Annotated in this window: 15 protein-coding genes and 3 pseudogenes; 17 read left to right on the forward strand and 1 reads right to left on the reverse strand. The window is 60.0% G+C overall.

Annotated elements, in window-relative coordinates:
- Positions 1 to 307 precede the first annotated feature (307 nt).
- The 3 genes and pseudogenes from QNO18_RS25430 to cysN all read left to right on the forward strand — a co-directional run bounded on the left by QNO18_RS25430 (position 308) and on the right by cysN (position 4,576).
- On the forward strand, positions 308 to 1,474 hold the full coding sequence (locus QNO18_RS25430; protein WP_283180220.1) for a nucleotide sugar dehydrogenase: 1,167 nt from the start codon (positions 308 to 310) through the stop codon (positions 1,472 to 1,474).
- A 281-nt stretch (positions 1,475 to 1,755) separates the two neighbouring features.
- Positions 1,756 to 2,664, forward strand: coding sequence for a sulfate adenylyltransferase subunit CysD (gene cysD, locus QNO18_RS25435; protein ID WP_283180221.1), 909 nt, complete (start codon positions 1,756 to 1,758; stop codon positions 2,662 to 2,664).
- Positions 2,664 to 4,576 (forward strand): annotated as a pseudogene (gene cysN, locus QNO18_RS25440) (sulfate adenylyltransferase subunit CysN). Before cysD ends, cysN begins: the two are co-directional and overlap by 1 nt.
- A gap of 286 nt (positions 4,577 to 4,862) precedes the next feature.
- Here cysN and QNO18_RS25445 read toward each other — a convergent pair.
- Positions 4,863 to 5,790, reverse strand: a pseudogene (locus tag QNO18_RS25445) (IS5 family transposase).
- 479 nt (positions 5,791 to 6,269) lie between these two features.
- Between QNO18_RS25445 and QNO18_RS25450 the strand changes: the two are divergent.
- The 14 genes and pseudogenes from QNO18_RS25450 to QNO18_RS25515 all read left to right on the forward strand — a co-directional run bounded on the left by QNO18_RS25450 (position 6,270) and on the right by QNO18_RS25515 (position 22,417).
- Complete coding sequence (locus QNO18_RS25450; RefSeq protein WP_283180222.1) at positions 6,270 to 6,599, forward strand: hypothetical protein; 330 nt, start codon at positions 6,270 to 6,272, stop codon at positions 6,597 to 6,599.
- Between the two features lie 149 nt (positions 6,600 to 6,748).
- Positions 6,749 to 8,215, forward strand: a complete 1,467-nt coding sequence (locus tag QNO18_RS25455; protein WP_283180223.1) for a mannose-1-phosphate guanylyltransferase/mannose-6-phosphate isomerase — start codon at positions 6,749 to 6,751, stop codon at positions 8,213 to 8,215.
- Positions 8,216 to 8,654: 439 nt separating this feature from the next.
- A pseudogene (locus tag QNO18_RS25460) lies at positions 8,655 to 8,756 on the forward strand (transposase); the annotation flags it as partial.
- A gap of 526 nt (positions 8,757 to 9,282) precedes the next feature.
- Complete coding sequence (locus QNO18_RS25465; RefSeq protein ID WP_283180224.1) at positions 9,283 to 11,427, forward strand: GNVR domain-containing protein; 2,145 nt, start codon at positions 9,283 to 9,285, stop codon at positions 11,425 to 11,427.
- Positions 11,428 to 11,698: 271 nt separating this feature from the next.
- Positions 11,699 to 13,750, forward strand: coding sequence for a YjbH domain-containing protein (locus tag QNO18_RS25470; RefSeq protein ID WP_283180225.1), 2,052 nt, complete (start codon positions 11,699 to 11,701; stop codon positions 13,748 to 13,750).
- Positions 13,751 to 13,758: 8 nt separating this feature from the next.
- Entirely contained in the window at positions 13,759 to 14,388 is a 630-nt protein-coding gene (locus QNO18_RS25475; protein WP_283180226.1) for a YjbF family lipoprotein, read from the forward strand.
- Positions 14,389 to 14,433: 45 nt separating this feature from the next.
- Entirely contained in the window at positions 14,434 to 15,792 is a 1,359-nt protein-coding gene (locus tag QNO18_RS25480) for a polysaccharide biosynthesis/export family protein (protein ID WP_283180227.1), read from the forward strand.
- A 299-nt stretch (positions 15,793 to 16,091) separates the two neighbouring features.
- The gene (locus QNO18_RS25485; RefSeq protein WP_283180207.1) at positions 16,092 to 16,769 is read left to right on the forward strand and encodes a sugar transferase; all 678 of its coding nucleotides are present in this window, start codon (positions 16,092 to 16,094) and stop codon (positions 16,767 to 16,769) included.
- 13 nt (positions 16,770 to 16,782) lie between these two features.
- Positions 16,783 to 16,983: a hypothetical protein gene (locus tag QNO18_RS25490; protein ID WP_283180208.1), complete on the forward strand. Its 201-nt coding sequence runs from the start codon at positions 16,783 to 16,785 to the stop codon at positions 16,981 to 16,983.
- A 105-nt stretch (positions 16,984 to 17,088) separates the two neighbouring features.
- Positions 17,089 to 18,387, forward strand: coding sequence for a WcaI family glycosyltransferase (locus QNO18_RS25495; RefSeq protein WP_283180228.1), 1,299 nt, complete (start codon positions 17,089 to 17,091; stop codon positions 18,385 to 18,387).
- Complete coding sequence (gmd, locus tag QNO18_RS25500) at positions 18,384 to 19,502, forward strand: GDP-mannose 4,6-dehydratase (RefSeq protein ID WP_283180210.1); 1,119 nt, start codon at positions 18,384 to 18,386, stop codon at positions 19,500 to 19,502. The genes QNO18_RS25495 and gmd overlap by 4 nt, the downstream gene beginning before the upstream one ends.
- A 96-nt stretch (positions 19,503 to 19,598) precedes the next feature.
- On the forward strand, positions 19,599 to 20,537 hold the full coding sequence (locus QNO18_RS25505) for a GDP-L-fucose synthase (protein WP_283180211.1): 939 nt from the start codon (positions 19,599 to 19,601) through the stop codon (positions 20,535 to 20,537).
- Positions 20,538 to 20,701: 164 nt separating this feature from the next.
- Positions 20,702 to 21,100, forward strand: a complete 399-nt coding sequence (locus QNO18_RS25510) for a hypothetical protein (RefSeq protein WP_283180212.1) — start codon at positions 20,702 to 20,704, stop codon at positions 21,098 to 21,100.
- Between the two features lie 795 nt (positions 21,101 to 21,895).
- Entirely contained in the window at positions 21,896 to 22,417 is a 522-nt protein-coding gene (locus QNO18_RS25515; protein ID WP_283180229.1) for a hypothetical protein, read from the forward strand.
- The last annotated feature ends 53 nt before the right edge of the window (positions 22,418 to 22,470 follow it).

The following is a 22,470-nucleotide window of genomic DNA, read 5'->3' on the forward strand; positions in this document are numbered from 1 at the left end:
GTTTGGCAGCTCATGTCCCCGCTCAGAGAATATGCAGAAGGGTCATCAAAACATCATCAGGCAGGGCCATATCCCTGATCATCCTGGCGAAGGGCCCGGGCTCCGGGCGCACCCCCTTGACCGCGCCGGAAACCTGCCCGAAACCTCCGGGTAACGTGCTTTGCTTCCGTTTCAGGCTGTTTGCCCTGCCCCTTCCGCATTGAACCCGAACATGTCTGCATGACCTCCGCCGCGCCTTCTTTTTCCGCCGGATTTTCTGTCCGGTCGGGAGGATTGTCCGGCGTGTGAACCCCAAAGGATAGTTTTTATGAAAATCGCCGTTGCCGGGCTTGGCTATGTCGGCCTCTCCAATGCGGTGCTGCTGGCCCAGCATCACGAGGTTGTCGCGGTCGATATTTCGCCCGAACGTGTGGCGCTGGTGAATGCCGGCCGTTCGCCCATCGTCGATGCCGATATTGAAGAGTTCCTCGCCAATCGCGCGCTGACACTGACGGCCACGCTGGAGGCGGCGGAGGCCTACCAGGGGGCCGATTATGTCGTGGTGGCCACGCCCACCAATTACGATACCCAAACCGACCGTTTCGACACCAGCAGCATCGAGGCGGTGATCCGCGCGGTCATGGCGGTGAACAGCACAGCCACCATCGTCGTCAAATCGACAATCCCGGTGGGCTATATCCGCCGCATCCGCGAAGAGCTGGAGACGAAGCAGGTGATCTTCAGCCCCGAATTCCTGCGCGAGGGCCGGGCGCTTTATGACAACCTGCATCCCTCGCGTATCATTGTGGGCGAGCGGTCGCCCCGGGCCGAGGGCTTTGCCGCGCTGCTGGTCGAGGGGGCGATTGAGAAAGATGCGCCCGTCCTTTTCACGGACCCCGATGAGGCTGAGGCGATCAAGCTTTTCGCCAATACCTACCTCGCCCTGCGGGTGGCTTTCTTCAACGAACTCGACAGCTATGCCATGCTGCGCGGGATGGACAGCCGCCAGGTGATAGAGGGGATCGGTCTCGATCCGCGGATCGGAAGCCATTACAACAACCCCTCTTTCGGCTATGGCGGCTATTGCCTGCCGAAAGACACCAAACAGCTGCTGGCGAATTACGCGAATGTGCCGCAGAACCTGATCGCCGCGGTAGTTGATGCCAATCGCACGCGCAAGGATTTCCTGGCCGATCAGATCATTGCGAAACGGCCCGGAGTGGTGGGCATCTACCGGCTGGTGATGAAGGCGGGGTCAGACAATTTCCGCCAAAGCTCGATCCAGGGCATCATGAAGCGGATCAAGGCCAAGGGGATCGAGGTCGTGGTCTATGAGCCCGCCCTGGCCGATGAACAGTTCTTCGGCAGTCAGGTGATCCGCGATCTGGAGGCGTTCAAAGCGGCCTCCGATATGATCGTCACCAACCGCCAGACCCCGGATCTGGAAGATGTGGCAGAAAAGGTCTTTACCCGCGATCTTTTTGGCGCCGACTGAGCGCAGTCCTCTCTCTGCCTGAGGCATCGCCCGGGCAAAGAGACGCCTTGTGGGGAATGGTTCTGGGGCGTGCGACACATCCCATTCCGGCTTCCCCCCTCGCCGCGGGCGGGTTTTCGTGCCGCGGGGGGGCTGATGAAACTGCGTTCCGGGATTTGGCCGCCCGCCGGATTTTCCGGCCTTAATGCAGTCGCGCCCTGGCTTTGCCCCGCCCATGCCTTCGCTTTGCCCGGTGGATATGGCATCAGGGGAAAAATTTTCCTGAGCGCTATGGCAGGGCAATGACCGCAAAAACCACGCTGACCCATCTTCAGCGGCTTGAGGCCGAAAGCATCCATATCATGCGCGAGGTGGTCGCGAATGCCGACCGCCCGGTTATGCTGTATTCGGTGGGGAAAGATTCCGCCGTGATGCTGCATCTGGCGAAAAAAGCCTTTTACCCGGCCCCGCCGCCTTTTCCGCTGCTGCATGTCGATACGACCTGGAAATTCCGCGCCATGTATGAGCTGCGCGACCGCGCGGCCAAAGCGGCGGGCATGGATCTGATCGTCTATCAAAATCCCGAGGCCCTGGAGAAAGGCATTAATCCTTTCGACCACGGCGGCCTGCATACCGATATGTGGAAGACCGATGGTCTGAAACAGGCGCTGACCAAATTCGGCTTTGATGTGGCCTTTGGCGGCGCGCGGCGCGATGAGGAAAAATCGCGTGCGAAAGAGCGGGTCTTTTCCTTCCGCTCGGCCAGCCATCGCTGGGATCCGAAGAACCAGCGCCCTGAGCTGTGGAAGCTTTACAACACCAGGAAAGCCCCGGGCGAAAGCATCCGCGCCTTCCCGATCTCGAACTGGACCGAGCTCGACATCTGGCAATATATCCATCTTGAAGGCATTGAAATCGTGCCGCTCTACTTTTCAGAGCCGCGCCCGGTGGTGGAACGGAACGGCCTTCTGATCATGGTTGATGATGACCGTTTCCGGTTGAACCCCGGCGAAGTGCCTGAACTGAAATCCGTGCGCTTCCGCACCCTTGGCTGCTACCCGCTGACCGGCGCGGTGGAATCCGAGGCCAGAACCCTGCCGCAGGTGATCCAGGAAATGCTGCTGACCACCACATCGGAACGCCAGGGCCGCGCCATTGATCATGACCAGGCCGCCTCGATGGAGAAGAAAAAGCAGGAGGGCTATTTCTGATGTCGGAACTGCAGGATCACGCCTATGAGGCAGACCGGCTGATCGCCGAGGATATCGACGCCTATCTGACCGCGCATCAGCATAAGACCATGCTCAGGTTCATCACCTGCGGCTCGGTCGATGACGGGAAATCGACCCTGATCGGGCGGTTGCTTTACGACAGCAAGATGATCTTTGAGGATCAGCTGGCCAGCCTTGAACAGGACAGCAAATCGGTCGGCACGCAAGGCGGTGCGATTGATTTTGCGCTGCTGGTCGATGGGCTGGCGGCTGAGCGCGAGCAGGGCATCACGATTGACGTGGCCTACCGTTTCTTTGCCACGGAAAAGCGCAAGTTCATCGTCGCCGACACGCCCGGCCATGAACAATATACCCGCAATATGGTCACCGGCGCCTCGACCGCGGATCTCGCCGTGATCCTGATCGATGCGCGCCAGGGCGTTCTGACCCAGACGCGGCGCCATTCCTATCTGGTGACCCTGCTGGGCATCAAAAACATCGTGCTGGCGGTCAATAAGATGGATCTGGTCGGCTACAGCGCCGAACGCTTTGATCAGATCGTCAGCGAATATTCGCAATTCGCGAAACAGATCGGGATGGAGGATTTTCTCGCGATTCCGATTTCGGGGCTGATGGGCGATAATATCGTCACGAGATCTGCGCATATGCCCTGGTATCAGGGGCCGACGCTGATCCGGCATCTGGAAAGCGCGCCGCTTAACGACACCCGCCTGCAGGACGCGCCCTTCCGCCTGCCGGTGCAATGGGTGAACCGCCCGAACCTCGATTTCCGCGGCTTTGCCGGCCAGATCGCGACCGGCAGCATCGCGCCGGGCGATGCGGTGCGGATCCTGCCATCGGGCCGCACCTCGACCGTCAAGGCGATTGTGACGCTCGACGGCGACCTGCCCCGGGCCGTTGCGGGCCAGTCGGTCACGCTCACGCTGAATGATGAGGTCGACTGTTCGCGCGGCGATGTCATCACAGTGGCAGACCAGCCCTGCGAGGTCGCCGACCAGTTCGAGGCCACGCTGATCTGGATGGCAGAGGCCGAAATGCTGCCGGGCCGCCCCTATCTTCTGAAGATCGGCACCCAGACCGTCACCGCGACCGTCACCGAGCCGAAATATGAGGTCAACGTCAATACGCTGGAGCATCTGGCGTCAAAAACGCTGGCGCTGAATGCGATCGGGGTGGTGAATATCTCGACCGATCGCGCGATCCCGTTCGAAGCCTATGCGAAGAACCCCGATCTCGGCGGGTTCATTCTGATCGACCGGATGACCAATGCGACCGTGGCCGCCGGGCTGATCCATTTCGCGCTGCGCCGCAGCCAGAACATCCACTGGCAGGCCGTCGACATCAACCGCGAGGCCCATGCCGCTCTCAAGGGGCAGCGCCCGGCCGTCGTCTGGTTCACCGGGCTTTCGGGCTCCGGGAAATCGACCATCGCGAACCTCGTTGAGAAGAAGCTGCATACGCTTGGCCATCATACTTTCCTTCTGGATGGGGACAATGTCCGCCACGGGCTGAACCGCGATCTGGGCTTTACCGATGCCGACCGGGTGGAAAACATCCGCCGGGTGGGGGAGGTGGCAAAGTTGATGACCGATGCCGGGCTGATCGTGCTGACGGCCTTCATCTCGCCCTTCCGGGCCGAGCGGCAGATGGTGCGTGATTTGATCCCCGGGGGGAGTTTATCGAGGTCTGGGTGAATACGCCGCTAGAGGTGGCCGAGGCGCGCGATGTGAAAGGGCTTTATAAAAAGGCCCGCTCGGGCCAGCTGAAGAATTTCACCGGCATCGACAGCCCTTATGAGCCACCAGAGGCCCCCGAATTGGTGGTCGATACCGCCACGCTTTCCGCCGAAGAGGCGGCTGACCGTGTGATTGCGGCTTTGCTGACGCGCTGAACGGGGTAATTCTCCCCATGGTTAAGGGGCTGCATAAGTAGAATTATAGGATGTTATGTAAAGGTGACGAGCGCGGCGGTTTAACTATGCAATGTGAAGCCATGCCGCCGTCAATATATCGGTAATGCCATACGCCCATAAGCCCAGGCCGCCACCGTGTGATAGGGACACCGATTACCGAGGATGTGGAACGCCAGGCTTAAGAAGCTTCTGGCGATTTCCGGGAACGATCGGCTTTGTTGCGCTATTCTGATTAAGGCCGCACTTGTCCTTTTCCCGGTTCGTGTTAGCGCATGCGGAGGGTCTCGGGCGTCCCGAGTGAGGTGAAGCGGTTCATGAGTGCGATGCGGATCTGAACCTCTGCATCCTGTCTGGCGAATTCTCTGGCCATGATGCGCTCGCCGAGGAGTTTGACGCATCTCATCTTGGCCTCCACGCGACTTCGTCGGTGATATCCGGACCATTTCTTCCAGTTGGCCCGTCCGAACCGTTTGCAGGCTCTTAGCGCTTCGTTGCGGGCCTGCAGGCCGGGATCGTGGCCCTTCCAGTCCCGGGCATTTCGTCGTGGCGGTATGATGGCATCGCCCCCCGAGCTGCGATGGCGGTATGACAGCCTTTGGTGTCATAGATACCGTCGGCGGTGACACTACCGATCGGCTCTTCATCCGGGATCTGCGCTAGCAGTCCGGCAAAACGGGCGCGTCCCCGATACGGTTGCTGGTCATCTCGACGGCTCGCACCTCGAGCGTTTCTGCATCGATACCGATGTGGATCTTGCGCCATTGCCTGCGGCGGCTGGCCCCGTGTTTGCGGACCTGCCACTCGCCTTCGCCCGAGAACTTGATACCGGTGCTGTCCACCAGCAGGTGCAGCGGCCCGGAAGCCGCGCGATACGGGATCTGCACCTTAAGGTGCTTCTGTCTGCGGCAGAGCGTTGTGTAATCCGGCACGGACCAGTCGAGACCAGACAGGGCCAGAAGGCTCTCCACAAACCCTGTCGTTTGACGGAGCGGCAACCCGAACAGCACCTTGATCGAGAGGCAGAATTGTATCGCCGCCGCCGAAAACCTCTCAGGGTGACCCGCCTTGCCGCTCGGGACCGCGAACCAGGCCATCTCAGGGTCAAACCACACCATCAGCGAGCCACGACGCTTCAAGGCTCGACTGTAGCTCGACCAGTTCGTCGTGCGGAAAAGAGGGATCGGCTTGCTCATGGGGCCAACCTAACCCGCTGACTCACAAACATGAATCCGACAGGAGGAAGGATAGTGCAACAAAGCCCTGCTTCTCCTTACGGTCCTTATTCGTGCGCGTGGTCGCTAGGGTTCGGGCGCATGAAGATCTGTTTCAGCCCCGTATCCCCGCAACCCCATAAGGTCAGGGCCGACACGGTATTTGGCGATGCAGGCGAGTACCGCACTCAGAAGAGACGCCCTCCCCGGCAAGCGGTCCGGGTGATCCCGCTCCGCTTGCGGCGCGCTTACCTGCTTTCCCATGCAGAGTTCGCCGACTGACGGGAAGAGAGGCGGCTGCCCGGTACGGATGCGCTTTTTTAGGCAGGCATCGTGATCGCGCAGGGATGACTGGTATTTCATGTGCTGCTAGCTTATGGGGGATGGGTATTTGGTTGCGATCCTGTAGCTTTTGCCAGCTATGCTGAATATTATCCCCGTCAGAAATTTGGAGAGCCCAGATGACGAATCTGAAAACCGGACTGACAGTCGCTGTACTGATGGGGGCTATGGCGTTGCCCGCCTTTGCACAGGCACAGCTGACGAAAGAGCAACTCTTGCAGCTCGCGCTTGACCGCGGGGTTTGCAACGGTGATCTTGTCCCGATTGAGGCAGCCTATGGCAGCGATAACCGGGTCTTTGTCACCTGCGGCAGCGCCACCGGCTTCACGCCGCTCGCGGGTGGCCTGGGTGGTCTGGGCGCTGCCGGTGCGGCGGGACTCGGGCTTGTGCTGATCGCAAGCGGCGGTGGCACCGATGGCACCACATCGACGACTTCGACCACGAACTGAACTATGGTCACCTGAACACGGTCGTTCTTGTGCGGGGCTGAGACCCCCGCACAAGAACCCGGTTCCGGCAGACCTGGCAGTGCCTTGCGGCGCTGCGGGGCTAGCCTTGCCCTGAACAAATGGGCTTTTCTGAATAAACTGAGGCGAATATGACGCTGCAGACCATCGTTCCGGTTCTTCTTTGCGGGGGCTCGGGCACCCGCCTCTGGCCGCTTTCGCGCAAGAGTTATCCGAAACAATTCGCGCTTGAGATCGGGGGACGGACGCTCTTCCAGGCCTCGGCCGAGCGGCTTTTCGGTGAGAGTCACAGCGGCAGCGGGGCGGGGTTCCGCTTCGCCGCGCCGGTGACGGTGACCGGATCGGATTTCCGCTTCATCGTGACCGAGCAGCTGGCCGCGATCGGCATTGATCCGGGGCCGATCCTGATCGAGCCCTCGCCGCGCAATACCGCGCCTGCGATCCTCGCGGCCGCGCTTTATCTGCAGGAACGTGACTCCGATGCCATCATGCTGGTGGCGCCGTCAGATCATGCGATCCCGGATGAGCAGGCCTTCCGCGCGACAGTCGCGCGCGGCCTCCCGGCGCTGGAGTCGGGGCGGCTGGTGACCTTCGGCATCACCCCTGACCGGCCCGAGACGGGATATGGCTATCTCGAACTGGCGGCGGCGGCGGGCGCGGATCCGGTCGATCTGAAACGCTTCGTCGAAAAGCCCGATGCCGCCCGGGCGGCCGAGATGCTGGCATCGGGCAATTTCCTCTGGAATGCCGGGATCTTCCTGTTCCGGGCCGCTGATCTGATCGCCGCCTGCGAGACGCATGTGCCGGCGATGGTGACCCAGGTGCGCGACGCGCTTGGCCAGGGCCGCACCGATCTGGGATTCCTGCGGCTGGAAGAAGCCGTCTGGAACGGCATCGAGGATGTCTCGATCGATTACGCGGTGATGGAAAAGGCCGACAATCTCTCCGTGGTGCCCTTCTCGGCCGGCTGGTCGGATCTGGGCGGCTGGGATGCGGTCTGGCTGGAAGGCGGGCCGGATGCGAAAGGCGTGGTCGCCTCGGATCATGCCACGGCGATTGACTGCGAAAACAGCCTGTTGCGCTCGGAATCCGCGGCGGTGGAGCTGGTGGGGATCGGGCTGAAGAATGTGATCGCGGTCGCGATGCAGGATGCGGTTCTGGTGGCCGATGCCTCCCGCGCCCAGGATGTGAAAAAGGCGGTGGCGGCCCTGAAGGCGAAAGGCGCCCGCCAGGCCGAGACCCTGCCGCGCGATTACCGGCCCTGGGGCTGGTATGAGAGCCTGGTGATCGGCCAGCGCTTCCAGGTCAAGCGCATCCATGTCCATCCCGGGGCGGCGCTGAGCCTGCAATCGCATCACCACCGCTCGGAACACTGGATCGTGGTCGAGGGTACCGCGCGCGTCACCGTCGATGATCAGGTGAAGCTCGTGACCGAGAACCAGTCGGTCTATATCCCTCTCGGAGCGGTTCACCGAATGGAGAACCCGGGCAAACTGCCGATGGTGCTGATCGAGGTGCAGACCGGCAGCTATTTCGGCGAGGATGACATCATCCGCTATGAGGATGTCTATGCCCGCGGCCAGGGCGCTAAGGGGTGATCGCCGTGCCTGACGGACCTAGTTGCCCCGAGCAACCGCTTTTGCGGATTCGGGGCAGGGCGGTCAGCTTCTGTGTGAGACTGCGCCCGATCTGATCATGCCCGGCCCTTTCGGGGTGTTGGGTTCCTACCCGGAACCGGACCTGTGCAAGAACAGGCCCGAAAGCTGGGTTAAAGGCGGCATCATCCGCAAGCTGACAGAAACTGCGACGGCCATCAGGCCGGCGAGCAGCAGGGCGAGCAGGATCGAGCGCAAGGCCAATGGGGCTGGGGCACGCGGGTCTTATTCTGCCCGGGCGCGCGGCGAGAAGTGGCCAGCCAGGGCCATGAAAAGCGGCATATGGAACATGTAAATGCCGAGAAACAGCCTATCCTCCTGACGTTGCCCCTGCGGCTAATCCAGTTTGACGTAGACTCTGGCCCAACCGAGAGGACCAGAGATGAAGCGCAGCAGGTTCACCGAAGACCAGATCATCGGCATTCTGGAGAACGAGGCCGGGGTTTCCGTCGCCGATCTGTGCCGCAGGCACGGCGTCCAAAATTGCCCCCTTGTGCTGTTTGGCGCCGGGGCCAGAGCCGCCGGAATTGATCAGTGGCGGAGGCGCGGGTCAGGCCCGCGATCCTGTCGGGACGGGGTAAATCTATCCTTGCCGGAGCGACGCTGCCCCGCATCCGAAGGCCGCTGCGGCCATTGCCTGTCCCGTTCAGGGTGAACAACCCGGTGAGGAGAAACAGAGGGAACCGCGCGAGATATCTGCCGTCAGAGGCAGTGAAACGGCCAGAAAGGTCACAGAAAAACAACAGCGAAGCCCATCGCCAGACTGGCGGAACATACCGGATTTACAGGGCCCTCGCTACATGCAGGGGTTGTCTCGCCAGGGTGGCTCGTTTAGGGTCGCCCTGCCCGATCACGCCGTTTCTGATGGCCTGGGCCGCGTGGCAGGTTTTGTTTCCCGGGGGTGGGTGCGCGGTCCTGATCTGAAACGGCTGAACGGGCTTTATATATGATGTTTTATGTGAGAATGGCCCCACGTGAACACTTCCCCTTCGCCGACAGCTGCGGGTGCCATGTCTGACACTGATGATACGATCGATCTTCTGGCCCTGCTGCGGACCCTCTGGCGCGGCAAGCTGGTGGTGCTTGGGGCTGCCCTTTGCTGCATGATCCTGGGCGGTATCTATGCCTGGCGTGTGGCTGTGCCACTTTATTCAGCAAATGCCGTCGTGATGCTGGACGCGCGCGAAAATTCCGGCATGGGGCTGAGTGCGATCCTCGGCGGGCTTTCGACCGACAGTTCGACTGTGAACACCGAAGTGCAGGTTCTGCGCGGGCGCACTCTGATCGGGCGGGTGGTGGATGAGCTGGATCTGACCGCAGATCCCGAGTTCAACGGCGCCTTGCAGCCCGAAGGTATGACGACGACGCTGCGTCGCAGCATCGGCCTTGGCTCTGATCCGGTTGTCTTGCCGCCTGAAGAACAAGCCGCGCAGGAGCGTGCATCTGCGACCACTGCGCTGCTGGATCAGGTGACGATTTCCAACGTACCCAACAGTCTTGTGTTCCAGATTGCCGTTACCACGGAATCCGCTGCGAAGTCCGCGAAGATCGCCGATACGATCGCGCGTCTCTATATTGATGATCAGATGCGGGTCCGCTTCGAGGCGACCGAGACCGCAATCACCTGGCTGTCGGAGCAGGTGATCGTTCTGAAGAAAAATATCGACGTTTCCGAGGCGGCGGTGCGCGAGTTCCGGGCCACCACCAGCGTGGTTGATCTGGAGACGCTTGGCGCGCTGGACCGGCAGCTCAAGGAAACCCGGCGCCGGATCGAATTGCAGACCGGGCAGGCGGCGGATCTGAGATTACGTCTTGAGCGTATCGAAAGCGCCACTGATCCGCTGGCAAAGGCGATTTCCAGTGGGGATGAGGCGCTGATCCGTCTGGCTGAAAGGCTTCAGACGGATCAGCCGGAAGCCGACACGACCGGATCCGCACAGGCAGATCCTGCAGAGACCCTCCGTAACTTCAATGCGGCCCTCGCCCGTGTGACGGCGTTCGCCCGCCAGGATCTGGCGCGGGTCGAAGCCCAGGACAGTTCGCTGCGCGAAGCGGAGCAGAAGCTTGCCGCTGATTTCGAGAACCAGTCACGCGACCTGGTGACGCTTGAGCAACTGCTGCGCGAGGCAGAGGCCAATCGCCTGCTTTACGATCAGTTCCAGACCCAGCTGAAAGAAACCCTCGCCCAGCAGGGGATTCAGCGCCCCGACAGCCGGATCCTGTCACAGGCGGTGATGCCTTCCGCGCCTTCCGCCCCGCGCAAAAGCCTGATCCTTGCGATGACGCTGGTGCTTGGCACGATGATCGGCACCGGGATCGTGCTGATGCGCGAAATGATGGTCAACCGGATTCGCACGCCGCAGGAGCTTGAGGCGCTGACCGGCCGCTCGGTCTTTGCCCAGGTGCCGAAGATTGATGAGCGCAGCCGCAAGGGCGTGCTGGGATATCTGGCGCGCAACCCGGCTTCGGCCGCCGCCGAGGCGATCCGCAATCTCAGGGTCTCGATCCTGCTGTCTTCGTCAGAAAAGGCGCCGCAGGTCATCATGATCACCTCTTCGGTTCCCGGTGAGGGCAAGACCACAACGACGCTGGCGCTGGCGCAGAATATGACCATGCTTGGTCGTAAAGTGCTGGTGATCGAGGGCGATGTCCGCCTCTCGCCGCTCAGCGAGTATTTCGACGGGATCGGCAAGGGGAAACCCGGCGTGGCCGAGGTGATCGAGGGGAAGATCCCGCTGTCGGAGGCGGTTCAGCCGATTGCCGGCGTCGGAGATCTGCTGTCTGAATCGAAAACCACAATCAATGCCGCGGATCTCTTTTCTTCCGAGCGCTTCGCTGGCCTGATCGCGCAGGCGCGCGGGCTCTATGATCTGATCCTGATCGATACGCCGCCGGTCCTTGTCGTGCCTGATGCCAGGATCATCGCGCAACAGGCGGATGTGGTGATTTTCGCCGTGCATTGGGACCGTACTTCGACCGATCAGGTCCGGGCCGCAATGCACCAGCTTGAGCTGGTCAATGTGACGCCGGCGGGCTTTGTGCTGACGCTGGTCGACCCGCAGGGGATGCGGCGCTACGGCTATGGCGACAGCTATGGTGCCTATGCCAGCTACGGCAAAAATTATTATACGGGTGAAGGCAAACAGATCTCATAGCGCAAGAGCCTGACCACCCGCGGGCCTGCAATCGGGCCATGGGGCTTTGGGGGATTTTGAGAACAGAAATACTGCGACACCCAGGCCTTTCCGGTCGTGACGCGGATGGTTGGAAACGGAAAAGATGCGACGCCTGCCAGCGGATCCCTTTTCGGACGAGAGAAACGCGAGAGCCGCACCGAAAAAGGGGGCGATGCTTCTTGCCTCTTTCGCCCTATTCACTGCCACCCTCGCAGCTCCAGGGGCGGCGCAGGAGGCCGATGACCGGCGGATGCCAGGACTCTCCTCTTACGGGGTCCCGGGCCATATCGACATGCCTTCGGCTTGGGCAATGCCCGATGGTAGTTTTGCTTTCACTCTGAACCAGTTTGGCACGGATATCCGCCGCGCCACCATGGCCTTCCAGATCAGCCCGCGTGTGACTGGGGTCTTCCGCTATTCCTATCTCGACGGCTATCTGATGAGCGGCGGCTCGCTTTATGACCGCAGCTTCGACCTGCGCTATCAGATCCTGACGGAAAATCCCGATGGCTGGCGCCCGGCGCTTTCGGTGGGGTTGCAGGATTTCGGCGGCACAGGCATCTTTTCGGCTGAATATCTGGTGGCATCGAAAACCCTCAGTGAGACGGTCAGCGCGTCGGGCGGGATCGGTTGGGGCCGGTTCGGCTCTTATGGCAGCTTCCGAAATCCGCTTTCGATCCTCTCTGACCGCTTCGACGATCGCGGCGGCTTCACAGGCATCGCAGATACCGGGCGTGTGGGATTTGACCGGTTTTTCCGCGGCTATGCGGCTTTCTTTCTCGCGGTGGACTGGCAGGCAACAGATCGGCTGCAACTGAGCCTTGAGTATTCCTCGGATGCGATGGATCAGGAGGTTGCCCGCATGGGCTATCGCCACCGCACGCCGGTCAATCTCGGGATGGAATACCGCTTCGACAATGGCGGTATCCTCGGGCTTTCGGTGCTGCATGGCTCCGAGGCCGCGCTGAGCTATACGGTGGTGCTGGACCCGACCCGCCCCTCCGCGCCTTCGGGACACGAAAGCGCGCCTCCCGCCATCTCGCGCGGCAGCGCCGCTACCCTGGCCAGCTGGGGCGATATCTCCGGCAGCGCAGGGCGCGCGGCGCTTGAGCAGGCGCTTTCGGATCAGGGCATCCGCCTCGACGGGCTGAGTTTCGAGGGCGGCACCGCGACGGTGGCGATCAGCAACCGGCAATGGCCCAATACGGCCCAGGCCTGGGGGCGTACCGCCCGCGTCCTCAGCGCGGTATTGCCGGCTGAGATCACCCGGTTCCGCATCCGCAGCATGGAGCACGGCATGGCCGTGAGGGATGTCATCCTCACGCGCCAGGATCTGGAAGAGCTGGAATTCGCCCCTGACGGTGCCTGGCAGATCTATGCACGCGCCGATATCCGCGATGCTTATACCCTGAATGCTGCGGCGGCGGGCGCGCTGCCCGACCCGAGGCTAGATCTGGAAAGCCAGTCCTCGCTGCGGCTGCTGCCCTATACCGAGACCGCGATCTTTGACCCTGACAATCCGCTGCGGATTGATTTCGGCGCCGAGTTGCTGGGCGAATGGTCGCCGGGGAACGGGCTCTATTTCTCGGGCGCGATCCGGCAAAAGCTGGTGGGCAATATCGACACCTCGACCCGCGTCTCGGATTCGATCCAGCAGCATGTGCGCTCGGATGCCGCGCTTTATGCCAAGACCACCGGCCCGAAACTTGCCTTCGCCACCGCCGAATGGTTCAGCCGCCCCGGCCCGGAACTCTATGGCCGCGTCAGCGCCGGCATGTTCGAGAAGATGTTCGGCGGGGTCTCGGGCGAACTCCTCTGGGCCCCGGTCGAGCGGCGCTATGCGCTTGGGGTTGAGCTGAACTATGTGAAACAGCGCGATTATGACGGCGGGCTCGGCTTTCTCGATTATGATGTGCTGACTGGTCACGCCTCGCTTTATTACGATTTCGGGGGCGGTTATCTTGCCCAGATTGATGCGGGCCGCTATCTCGCGGGCGATCTCGGCTCGACCCTGACCCTGACGCGGCGCTTCGGGAACGGGTTCGAAGTGGGCGCCTTCTTCACCCTCACCGATATCAGCTTTGATGATTTCGGCGAGGGCTCGTTTGACAAGGGGATCACCATCAGCCTGCCCTTGTCCTGGGTCACGGGCCAGCCGACGCAGCAAAGGCTGGGCCAGGTGATCCGCCCGATCCAGCGCGATGGCGGCGCAAGGCTCAGTGTCCGCAACCGGCTTTACGGGCTGACCCGGGATGAGACGGATGCGGCCCGGGGCATCGGCTGGGGGCGGTTCTGGCGATGAGACAGCGCATGACGGCGATGACCCCTTTGAAGATGCCGCTGGCCCTTATGCTGGCAGCCTTGGTCCTGAGCGGCTGTGCGGGCCGGACCAGCGAAGCCTTGATGGCCCGCTATGCCGGAAGCCCACCCGGCGAAGCTGTCTCCGCCGCGCCCGCAGGCGCTGCGCGCCTGATCGTGCGGATCCCGAAAGCGGGGCAATCGGCGCTTTTGCATGAAGCGGGCGCGCGCGATGGAGTCCGGCGCTGGCAGGCTTCGGATAATGTGCAGATCTATACGCGCGATGGCATGATCATCGGCACCCGGGGTCTCGGCACTGATCTGATGAGCGCCGATACCGGTGCCGCGGCAGCGCTGATCCGCGAGGCGCGCAGCGCACAGGTGCCGCGCATCTACCGTCTGCTTGACGGCGAGGACCGGCTGGAGATCCGCTCTTACATCTGTGACATTCTCCCCGCACAGGCGGAACAGGTCCGTATCGGCGAGGCGGAATGGACTACGGCGCTCCGCGTCAATGAGACCTGCCACAGCCCGCGTGGCGCGCTTTCCGGCACCCATTGGGTGAAGGAGGGCCGCATCCTGCAAAGCATTCAGACCTTTGATCCGGGCTTTGGTCCGGTCGATATCCTCTTCCTGCCATGATCCAGCCCGTTATCCCTTCTGTGATCCCCTTCTGTGAGGCCTCCGATGCGTAACCCTCCTTTGCTTGCCACGCTCCTGGCCGGGCTTGCGCTGTCGCTGGCAGGCTGCGGCATTGCCTATCAAAGCACCAGTATCCGCGAAGGTGTGGCGGACGGCACCAAGGTCAGGGTGATCGGCCTGACGCCCGAAACCACACTGGCCGCCAATCAGCAGGCCTATAGCCCGCGGGCGCTGCCTGCGGCCTTCAGCGCGACGGCCGGCACCCATGGCACAATGGCGCGCGGCCTGCCCGCGCCCGCCAACCTGCCCGAACAACGCCAGGGCGTGCCCGCGACCAGATTGCCGCCTGCCGTCGCGGCGACCCCCTATCAGGTGGGTGTCGGGGATGTGGTTTTGCTCGCGACCAAGGCGCCCGCCAATTCGGTGGCCGAGTTGTCGGGCCTCCTGGCTGCGCAAAACAATCGCCAAGGCTATACCGTCCAGGATGACGGCGCGATCGCCATTCCCGATGTCGGCCGGGTCCGCATCGCGGGTATGACGCTGGAGGATGCCGAAGCGGCCGTGTTCCAGCGTCTCGTTGAGCGCCAGATGGATCCGAGCTTCAGCCTCGAAGTGGCCGAATTCAACGCCCGCAAAGTGCCGATCGGCGGCGCTGTGGCAAATCCCGGTGTGGCGCCGGTCACGCTGACACCGCTGACGCTGGACACGGCGCTGGCAGCGGTGGGCGGCATCGCCGCGCCTGACCGCTCCTCCGCAGTGATCCGCATCTATCGGGCGGGGTCGCTTTATGAGATCCCCGTCACCGAATTCCTGCGCAACCAGAGCTACCAGAAAACCCGTCTCCTTGACGGCGATACGGTCTTTGTCGACAGCGATTATGATCTGACCCGTGCCGAGGCCTATTTCTCCGAACAGCTCGCGCTGCAGGGCGCGCGCTCTTCGGCCATCACCGCACTCAGCCAGGAAGTGGGCATCCGCCGCTCTGAGCTGGAAGAGCAGCGCGCGAATTTCAACACGAGGCTCGAGCTTGGGGCCGAGAAGCGGGACTATGTCTATCTGACCGGTGAGGTCGGCAAACAGGGTCGCTGGGCTCTGCCCTATGACCAGAGCGCAAGCCTTGCCGATGCCCTGTTCGATCAGGGCGGCATCGCGGCCAAGACCGGCAATCCAAGACAGATCTACGTGCTGCGCGGCTCGGCGGATCCGCGTGAATTCGGCGCCCTGACCGCCTGGCATCTTGATGCCGGTGCCGCAGCCGGCCTGATGCTGGCGACACGTTTCGAGATGCGCCCGAATGACGTGGTTTATATCGCGCAGCAGCCGGTCACCAAATGGGACAGGGTCGTCTCGCAGATCACACCCAGCCTGATCACGGTTCCGCTGAACAATCTGACCGAAAACTGAACAAAAGCCGGGCAGAAGCCCGGCTTTTTGCACAAAGATACCGCCTGTCTGCTCTGGCGCGGCGCGCGCAAGGACCCTGTCATATTAATGGTTTAAAAATGGTTGTAATATGATGAGGATTGCGGCATTGGCTGGTACCGGCGTCACAATCTGTGACAAAAAGGGGCGTTGATAAATAATCGGGAACGATTAAAAGCTGTGCGCTGATCCCGGATCGCCCGGGCTCTTTCCCTGTTCTGCGCTTTGGTAAACAAGTTTTTTTTTGCGAAACTCGAAAAATAACTTGTTTAGGACTTCCCATGGCCGACGGAGCCTTGTCGACATCCTGTAAGACCACCGCTGAACGGACCCCGATTCCATTCGCAGGCGCCACCAGGAAGGGCTTTTACCGTTCTTACGGCAAACGCTTTCTGGATTTTTTTCTGGCCCTGATTCTCGTGCCTGTTGTGGTGCCGGTGCTGGTTGTGCTTGCGCTGCTTATCGGCAGGTCACCTTTCTACAGCCAGATCAGAATTGGCAAAGACGGCCGGACTTTCCGCATGTGGAAGCTGCGCTCGATGGTGCGTGATGCTGATGCGGCCCTTGCCGCCTGTCTCGCCCGGGATCCGAGGCTCCGTCGTGAATGGGATCTCAATCAGAAGCTGGATCAGGACCCCCGCATCACCCGGATCGGTCGCCTGATCCGCAAGACCTCGTTTGATGAATTGCCACAGCTCTGGAATGTGCTGCGTGGCGATATGAGCATTGTCGGCCCGCGCCCGATGATGCTGGATCAGAAAGATCTCTATCCGGGCCAGGCATATTACCGGCTGCGTCCCGGCCTGACCGGCCCCTGGCAGGTCTCGGACCGCAATGCTGTCTCTTTCCGGGCAAGGGCGCAATTTGACGAAGACTACGAGCATCACCTGAGTTTTCGGGGTGACTGCGGCCTTATCCTGAAAACCATCAGAGTCGTGCTGCGCGCGACCGGGAAATAAGCGAGGACATGGCATGACAGAGACAATGATGTTCCAGGGGGCGGTTGTGCTCTATCTGCTGATTTCGCTGATTGCGCTCGCGCTGACCTATCGCGAGCAAAGGCGCAACGGCATCTCTTCGCCCCTGTTTCGCATGATGGGCTTTGCCCTTTGCACGATATGGCCTGTCACCTTTGTGGTTTTCACCTCGCTCCAGCTTGTGACGCGCACCTGAGAGACCCTGTCAGGATGGCCTGTATGCGGGGATGGGAATCGTCTATGAGCCAGGCAGCCGGCAAGCGGCCAGAACATCTTTCGGCTTGCTGCCTGGGATAAAATCATGAAACTGCTGATACTTGGTATAAACTTCGCCCCCGAAATGATTTCGACGGGGCTCTATACAACCGGCCTTGCCGAGGCGATGGCAGAGGCTGGCGATCAGGTCAGCGTGGTCACCGCCCAGCCCTATTTCCCGGCCTGGAAAGTGTTTCCCGGCCATTCGCGCTTTTTCTGGAGCCGGGGCGAACTGCCTTCGGGGGTCCGCTATATCCGCTGTCCGCATTACGTGCCGGCAAAGCCCACCGGCGCGCGGCGTATTCTGCACCATGCCAGCTTCGCGCTGACCTCCTTTCCGGTTCTGGCCTGGAAAGCCCTTATCGGGCGCCCCGATATGGTGCTGGTGATCGCGCCTGCGCTGCTGCCTGCCCCCTTCGCCTGGGCGCTGGCGCGGCTTTCGGGGGCGAAATGCTGGCTGCATGTGCAGGATTTCGAGGTCGAGGCCGCCTTTGCCACCGGCCTTCTGAAACCGGCCAGCCTTGCCGGCCGCCTGGCCCGGAAATTCGACCGCTGGATCCATCGCCGCTTTGACAGGGTCAGCACGATCTCGGGCCCGATGCTGCGCAAACTGTCGGAAAAAGGCCTGCCGCCCGGCCGCATTTTCGAACTGCGCAACTGGGCCAGGCTGGATGATGTCACGCCCCTGACCGGCCCGTCGCCTTACCGCGAGGAATTCGGCATCACCGAAGAGCATGTGCTGCTTTACTCTGGCAATATCGCGAATAAGCAAGGGCTTGAGATCCTTCCCGATGTGGCGCAACGGCTGGCGCATCGCAAGGATCTGCGCTTTGTGATCTGCGGCCAGGGGCCGTTCCTCGATGAGCTGAAGACGCTTTCCTCTGGTCTCGACAATATCTCCTTCTTCCCGCTGCAACCGCTGGAGCGGCTGGGGGATCTCCTGGGCCTTGCGAGCCTGCATCTCCTGCCCCAGATCGCGGGCGTCTCAGAATCGGTGCTGCCCTCGAAACTGACCAATATGCTGGCCTCGGGCCGCCCGGTTCTGGCCACCGCCGAGCCGGGCACCGCGCTGGCCGATGAGATCGCAGATTGCGGCAGTGTCACGCCGCCCGGCGATGCGGCAGCACTGGCAGAGGCGATTTCCGCGATGCTCGACAACCCTGAACAGCGCGAGGCCTGCGGGCTCGCCGCCCGGGCCCGCGCCCTGGAACATTGGGACAATAAGCGCATTCTCGAGCGCTTCCGCCTTGCCGCCCATGACCTGACCGGCCAGCCCCAGCCCATTGCCCATCCTGCCGCCAAAGCGACAGAAGCTTCCCTGATCAAGAGAACGAGACAGACATGAAAAAGGCCCTTATCACCGGCATCACAGGCCAGGACGGCTCTTACCTGGCCGAATTCCTGCTGGAAAAGGGCTATGAGGTGCATGGGATCAAGCGCCGTGCCTCGTCTTTCAACACGCAGCGTGTCGATCACATCTACCAGGATCCGCATGTCTCGAACGCGCATTTCCGGCTGCATTACGGCGATCTGACCGACAGTTCCAACCTGACCCGCATCCTGCAGGAAGTGCAGCCCGACGAGGTCTATAACCTCGGCGCGCAAAGCCATGTCGCAGTGTCTTTCGAGGCGCCGGAATATACCGCCGATGTCGACGGGATCGGCACTTTGCGCCTGCTGGAAGCGATCCGCTTCCTCGGGCTGGAGAAGAAGACCCGCTTCTACCAGGCCTCGACCTCCGAACTTTATGGCCTTGTGCAGGAGACCCCGCAGCGCGAGACCACGCCCTTCTGGCCCCGGTCTCCTTACGCGGTGGCCAAGCTCTATGCCTATTGGATCACGGTGAATTACCGCGAGGCTTACGGCATCTATGCCTGCAACGGCATCCTCTTCAACCATGAGAGCCCGCGCCGGGGCGAGACCTTTGTCACCCGCAAGATCACCCGCGGTCTCGCGAATATCGCCCAAGGGCTGGAGCCCTGTCTCTTCATGGGCAATATCGACAGCTTGCGCGACTGGGGCCATGCGAAAGACTATGTCCGGATGCAATGGATGATGCTGCAACAGGACGTGGCCGAGGATTTCGTCATCGCCACCGGTGTGCAATATTCGGTGCGCCAGTTCATCACCTGGTCGGCGCAGGAACTGGGGATCGAACTTGCCTTCACCGGCGAGGGTGTGAGCGAAATCGCCACCGTGGTCTCGGTCTCGGGCGACAAGGCGCCTGCGGTCAGGCCGGGCGATGTCGTCATGCGCATCGACCCGCGCTACTTCCGCCCGGCCGAAGTGGAAACCCTGCTCGGCGATCCGGCAAAGGCAAAAGAAAAACTCGGCTGGGTGCCCGAGATCACTGTTCAGGAAATGTGCTCCGAGATGGTGGCCGAAGACCTGAAAGTCGCAAAACGCCACGCCTTCCTGAAAGCCCACGGCCATGACGTGCAGGTAAGTGTCGAAGGTTAAGGGATGCGGCTCTGGCTATGGGTATTTACGGCGCCCGCGCCATCGAAACCTGTATGAGCCGCGCCCTTACGTCCAACATCATCGAGTGAGCCTTATATGAGCTACGATCTTTCCAACAAACGTATCTGGGTCGCAGGCCATCGTGGCATGGTTGGCGGCGCTGTGGTGCGGCGCCTGGCGTCTGAGGGCTGCGAAGTGATCACCGCCGGTCGCGATGTGGTGGACCTGGTCGATCAGGCTCAGGTCAAAGCCTGGATGGCAGAAACAAAGCCCGATGCCATCGTGCTGGCCGCCGCCAAAGTTGGCGGCATCAAGGCCAATAACGATTTTCCGGTCGACTTCCTCTATCAGAACCTGATGATTGAGACGAATATCCTCCAGGCCGCGCATGAGAATGACGTCGAACGGGTGCTGTTCCTCGGATCCTCCTGCATCTATCCGAAACTGGCGCCGCAGCCGATCCGCGAGGACAGCCTGCTGACCGGGCCGCTCGAGCCGACCAATGAATGGTATGCCATCGCCAAGATCGCCGGCATCCGCCTGACCCAGGCCTATCGCCAGCAATATGGCCGCGACTGGATCTCGGCGATGCCGACCAACCTTTACGGCCCCGGCGACAATTACGACCTGAGCTCCTCCCATGTCCTGCCCGCGCTTCTGCGCAAGTTCCATGAGGCAAAGGTCTCAGGCGCAGAGACGGTAACTGTCTGGGGCTCGGGGACGCCTTTGCGCGAGTTCATGCATTGCGACGATCTGGCCGATGCGCTGGTCTTCCTGCTGAAAGAGTATTCCGGCTTCGACCATATCAATGTCGGATCGGGCGTCGAGGTCACGATCCGCGAGCTGGCCGAAACAATCGCAAAAGAAGTGGGCTATGAGGTTAATTTGGTCTTCGACGCGGCCAAACCCGACGGCACCCCACGCAAGTTAATGAATACAAGCCGGCTGCATGAACTAGGCTGGAATAATGCACGTAGCCTAAAGCAAGGAATACATAGTGCCTATGAGGAATTCTTAAGCAGAGACAATAATTAATGCTTACCCTACGCAAACGCTGGAAGAATTCACCGATCTTTAGGAGATTGGCCGGAGGCGTGGGCGCAATTGCGTTGGGAAAAATATGGATACTACTTACCCAAATCGCACTCGTGCCAGTCCTATCGAACACTTGGGGCGCAGAGGCGTACGGGCAGTGGCTTATGCTCAGCACAATTCCAATTTATATTGCTCTTACTGATTTTGGTATTGGGACAGCCGCAGGTGTTGAAATGACTCGCCACCTTGAGAGAGGTGATGATACCGCCGCAAATCGAGTTTACCAATCCGGGTGGGTTTTCCTTACTCTCATATCTTTTTTATCGGGCGCCACTGTCTGGGTTGGGATAGGAATTTGGCACAAATACGATGCCACCATGTATGATATGCAAGTCGCCGCGGGGCTAATGGTAGCAGCATCTATCCTTACACTGCAGGTTTTTGTTCTTCGAGCCGTGTTTACTGCGACACATAATTTCGCGAAAGGACAGTTTGTCAATGATTTGGCTATTCCAATAGAGGGTCTAGGAGTCGTTATTGTTGCATGGTCCGGGGGGGTATAATCGAAGCTGCGACGGTTTTGGTGTCTGTAAGAGCGGTATGGATACTAATATTCCATTTTCTAATGTCAAATCTAGCGCCGTGGTGTCGGAGAGGGTGGAGCTTGGTCGATCAAGAAACGATCCTTAAGCTCACACGGCCCTCACTTGCAGCATTTAGCATGACTATATCGAATGCCGTCGGTCTTCAAGGAATGATCCTGACAATTGGATGGTTCATGGGTCCAGCGTCGGCAGCTATATTTGGAACAGTAAGAATGCTTTCTAGGGCACCCCTTCAATTCTCTGGCCTTTTATCCCGCGCGAGCATACCAGAATTAACGCGCGCGTACGAGGCTAAGAATACTCAACTTACACAGAAGCTGATGCGGCTAAACATTAGTGCCGCACTACTTGTGATGTTACCCTCGTCTATAATTCTAATCATGTATGGCCCATCAATACTGTCAACGCTGTCACACGGCAATCTTATTGCGTCGAGGGTAGAATTTATCTTGATGTCTCTAGCCATGCTATGCGTCACAATTTGGACAACGTTAGCAGCGCCGCTAATTGCAACCAATCAGCAGGCGAAATTTTCACGAGTTATTTTACTAGCGTACTGCTCCCAAACATTGGTACCGATTGCCTTTTCATCATTCCAGCAAGCACCTTATTTTGCAGTATTGGGTGCTGAGCTGACTTCACTTCTTTGGATAGCGCGAATTATTCGCAAAAATCCTTCTTCGCAATAGGAAAACGTACACCCCCTCCACCTATAAATATTGCGTATTAATTGCCATCACAGTGGAGATCTGAATGTACATTAATCCACCAGCCGATAAAGTTAATAGATTTGGATTAATCTCCAGGTCAACCGCACTAACAGCAAGCGCAATACTGCCGCAGCTACTTCTGGCGCTTCCTTTCGGCATCCCAAATTCCCTGACCCAAGTTCTCGCCCTCATCTTCGTTTTGCCATTTCTTCTGTTAAGCAGACTTAATGCCACATACATGACATTAATCACTTTGTTCTTTTTGCTGATAATATCTAACTCCATCTATCAGGCTTTACTTAGGCCGAATAGCGAGAGCTCATACTATCAAATGGCAAGGTCTCTCACTCCTTTCTTTATCCTATGCTCAATCTTGATTAACTATAAGTTAATCTTATCAAAAATTTCACAATTCATACTTACTGGAGGTCAAGCAAGATCTAAAAAGATAAACCGTGCAATTGATTTTTTTGCACTACTATGTGCCGTTCAGTCGGTTGGGTTTATGATGGGCCTACCACTGCAAATTACCTTTCTGCGTCCGGCAGTGGCGAAAGAGTCATGATCTTCATGTCCACTAGCTGTGTATTTCTTATGTATTATACAACCATTTCGAAA

The organism is Gemmobacter sp. 24YEA27 (assembly GCF_030052995.1).
Classification (GTDB): Bacteria; Pseudomonadota; Alphaproteobacteria; order Rhodobacterales; family Rhodobacteraceae; genus Pseudogemmobacter.

Coding starts and splice junctions, on each gene's coding strand:
- QNO18_RS25430 (WP_283180220.1), top strand. CDS start 308: ATGAAAATCGCCGTTGCCGGGCTTGGCTATGTCGGCCTCTCCAATGCG.
- cysD (WP_283180221.1), top strand. CDS start 1,756: ATGACCGCAAAAACCACGCTGACCCATCTTCAGCGGCTTGAGGCCGAA.
- QNO18_RS25450 (WP_283180222.1), top strand. CDS start 6,270: ATGACGAATCTGAAAACCGGACTGACAGTCGCTGTACTGATGGGGGCT.
- QNO18_RS25455 (WP_283180223.1), top strand. CDS start 6,749: ATGACGCTGCAGACCATCGTTCCGGTTCTTCTTTGCGGGGGCTCGGGC.
- QNO18_RS25465 (WP_283180224.1), top strand. CDS start 9,283: ATGTCTGACACTGATGATACGATCGATCTTCTGGCCCTGCTGCGGACC.
- QNO18_RS25470 (WP_283180225.1), top strand. CDS start 11,699: ATGCCAGGACTCTCCTCTTACGGGGTCCCGGGCCATATCGACATGCCT.
- QNO18_RS25475 (WP_283180226.1), top strand. CDS start 13,759: ATGACGGCGATGACCCCTTTGAAGATGCCGCTGGCCCTTATGCTGGCA.
- QNO18_RS25480 (WP_283180227.1), top strand. CDS start 14,434: ATGCGTAACCCTCCTTTGCTTGCCACGCTCCTGGCCGGGCTTGCGCTG.
- QNO18_RS25485 (WP_283180207.1), top strand. CDS start 16,092: ATGGCCGACGGAGCCTTGTCGACATCCTGTAAGACCACCGCTGAACGG.
- QNO18_RS25490 (WP_283180208.1), top strand. CDS start 16,783: ATGACAGAGACAATGATGTTCCAGGGGGCGGTTGTGCTCTATCTGCTG.
- QNO18_RS25495 (WP_283180228.1), top strand. CDS start 17,089: ATGAAACTGCTGATACTTGGTATAAACTTCGCCCCCGAAATGATTTCG.
- gmd (WP_283180210.1), top strand. CDS start 18,384: ATGAAAAAGGCCCTTATCACCGGCATCACAGGCCAGGACGGCTCTTAC.
- QNO18_RS25505 (WP_283180211.1), top strand. CDS start 19,599: ATGAGCTACGATCTTTCCAACAAACGTATCTGGGTCGCAGGCCATCGT.
- QNO18_RS25510 (WP_283180212.1), top strand. CDS start 20,702: ATGCTCAGCACAATTCCAATTTATATTGCTCTTACTGATTTTGGTATT.
- QNO18_RS25515 (WP_283180229.1), top strand. CDS start 21,896: ATGTACATTAATCCACCAGCCGATAAAGTTAATAGATTTGGATTAATC.